The sequence below is a fragment of the Acidobacteriota bacterium genome (genome assembly GCA_003225175.1).
Taxonomy (GTDB): Bacteria; Acidobacteriota; Terriglobia; order Terriglobales; family Acidobacteriaceae; genus Gp1-AA112.
In genome coordinates, this window is the sequence record QIBA01000158.1 from 1 (window position 1) to 2,242 (window position 2,242).

At 55.0% G+C, this 2,242-nt stretch carries 3 protein-coding genes and 1 pseudogene; all 4 read left to right on the top strand.

The window, feature by feature from the left end; translation table 11 throughout:
- Positions 1-36: 36 nt before the first annotated feature.
- The 4 genes and pseudogenes from DMG62_23980 (at position 37) to DMG62_23995 (ending at position 1,905) form a co-directional block, all read left to right on the top strand.
- Positions 37-300: a hypothetical protein gene (locus DMG62_23980; GenBank protein PYY20083.1), complete on the top strand. Its 264-nt coding sequence runs from the start codon at positions 37-39 to the stop codon at positions 298-300.
- Positions 301-357: 57 nt separating this feature from the next.
- Positions 358-537 (top strand): hypothetical protein, encoded by a 180-nt coding sequence (locus DMG62_23985; protein ID PYY20084.1) that lies wholly within the window; start codon positions 358-360, stop codon positions 535-537.
- Between the two features lie 635 nt (positions 538-1,172).
- Complete coding sequence (locus tag DMG62_23990; GenBank protein PYY20085.1) at positions 1,173-1,457, top strand: hypothetical protein; 285 nt, start codon at positions 1,173-1,175, stop codon at positions 1,455-1,457.
- Between the two features lie 346 nt (positions 1,458-1,803).
- A pseudogene (locus DMG62_23995) lies at positions 1,804-1,905 on the top strand (adhesin).
- Positions 1,906-2,242 lie beyond the last annotated feature (337 nt).

A 2,242-nucleotide genomic window follows, 5' to 3' on the forward strand; every position in this document is an offset into this window, starting at 1 on the left:
GGGTGAGGTGTCTCGTCAAATGAGCGCCTCCAACGCGTGACAGCTAAACAGAAACAAAGTCGGCACGTCGCAAAGATCTTTTCGCTGATCGCCGCCGTGGCTTTTGCACTTCTGCTTGGCAGCTGCGCCGATATTTACTACGCCAACAATGGGATTCGCTCCCCCGAGGCGCGCTTCAACACGTACTACGTGCCGGATTATTATCCGTACTATCCATGGGACGCTTACTATGGCGGCGCGTACTACTACGGCGAGTCAGCCGCGGATGCGACGCCTCCTCGCCGCCCGCGCACAAAGTAACAGCAACGTTACCTTTGCGTTCAAACGCGGACGTTCGCAGCGTTGTCTATTCGTGACATGAACATGGAAACTACAAACTCGATGCTCGTTCGCGTCTCTCGTTTCTTCAGTGATCGATATGCTTACAGGACACAGCCCGGATACTTATCCGAGCTGATTGCATTCGGGATGATTGTGTTCGTCGCCGTCTGGCCAATCATTTTAGTCGCTCACGCGATGGCCGCGGCACCCAGATAACCAAACAATCAGTGGTTATGCTTCACCAACTTTATACGTACGCAGACCTCCGGAAACGGATTCACGACGATCTGCGGATCCAACATCCCGAGTGGGTCCAGCCAAATGGCGAGTCTCCCATGTGTGATTCTTACGAGGCACGCCTGGTGGAAACACTCGATGTCTTGAAACGGCAACGCCCAAGTATCTCTTACGATTGCGATCGCCTGAAGTAAGGCGACTGCAGAATTGAGTGGCTGTTTAGCGGTCCGCAGGAGGCGCGCCCGGTCAGTTTCCCTCCTTGAGAAGCCGACGGCAAGGCTCCGTAGAAGTACCCACCGTCGCCGTCGCGTTGCGGTGACTTCATAAACACTTTTATTGATCCAGATCGACTCGAGCCCTGCGCCAACTCAACCGACAGCCTACCTACACCGCGATTGTGCGCGGCGTAAGCAACACCAGTGGGGCCGCTTTAGTGGAAATGTACGATCTCTCCATTCCCACCGTTGCAGCCTATTCATGGGATCTGACTGATCAACCCGGATTCTTCGGAACGGTCCTCGCGGATGCGGCGGGCCGCTACGTGGCCACAGAATTGGTGGAGAAGAACCCCCGATGGCACAGTTAGACACAATGCTGGGCTGCATTTAGTTGACTTGGGAACTGGCACTCAGTTGCTCTTTGTCATCGGTTATCCAAAGCGGCTCGCTCTCGGCACAAATCTCAATATCGAGTTTCTTAGCGCAGATCCTGCGACTCGAAGAGTCACCTGGCAGGTGAGAGACGCTGTTGGCACTCTCCTTTTGCCTCCTCGCACAGATACGGTTTCAGCAGATTTCTTTGCCTTGGGCGCCGATCTCTCTTCGCTCAATTCGATCGCCGGAATGGGGACGCGAACACATCAGCACCCGCCTCTATCGGTTCAGCACTTTTGTTGGTAGCCAAAGCACAGATCAACCTTATGGCCGTCGCGGCGCTCGGTATTGAGGCCCTCTGGCCGTGGCCCTCGCCACCGTGGGCATTTTTACACTGTTTTAGATCTTGCCCAGGCAGCGATGGGTCAAAATTACGGTCAACTTTACAACGGTGTAAGCCTCGGAATCAGTGTACTACAGGTCGGAAACTATATATATGGTGGCGGCATAGCGGATCTCGTCGAGGCAGTAGCGACAATGGATTCAGCGGCCTACGCGGCTGCGGCAGCGGAGCTAACATCAAATGTACTGGCCTTCGACGACTTCGTCCTATCAGCACTCCATAGACTCCATAGACTCCATAGTACAACCGACACCAACCCCCACACCGACACCGACTGCAACCCCAACACAGACACCAACCCCCACACCGACACGGAAACCAACCCCTACACCGACACCGACTGCAAGCCCAGGATGTGACCTGTGCTGTGCTTTGGAGTGCGACTGTGTTTGTCCATGTCCCGCCTGTCCGACGTGTTGTCCTTAACGTGCGCGCATAACATCGCGCCAGCTCGCCCGGACAGTGCGTATCAACCGGCCAACGTTCCCGAAAGGCAGACGCCGATTGGGCATAAGTTCTGAAGTTTTCGATAGCCAAACATAGCATAGGGACGGGCCTGCCATCATGGGTTGTGATTCCTGTTAGCTTGCGACAAGGAATCCCATGCTAATCCCTGCCCACACCTGCAAAGACCGCAGTGCAATTCGCATCTTCACGACCGCGCTTCACATCGAAACCGTGGAATGAC

What these genes read in the sequence shown, in the direction of transcription:
- DMG62_23985 (PYY20084.1), top strand. Translation starts at nt 358, where the DNA reads ATGAACATGGAAACTACAAACTCGATGCTCGTTCGCGTCTCTCGTTTC.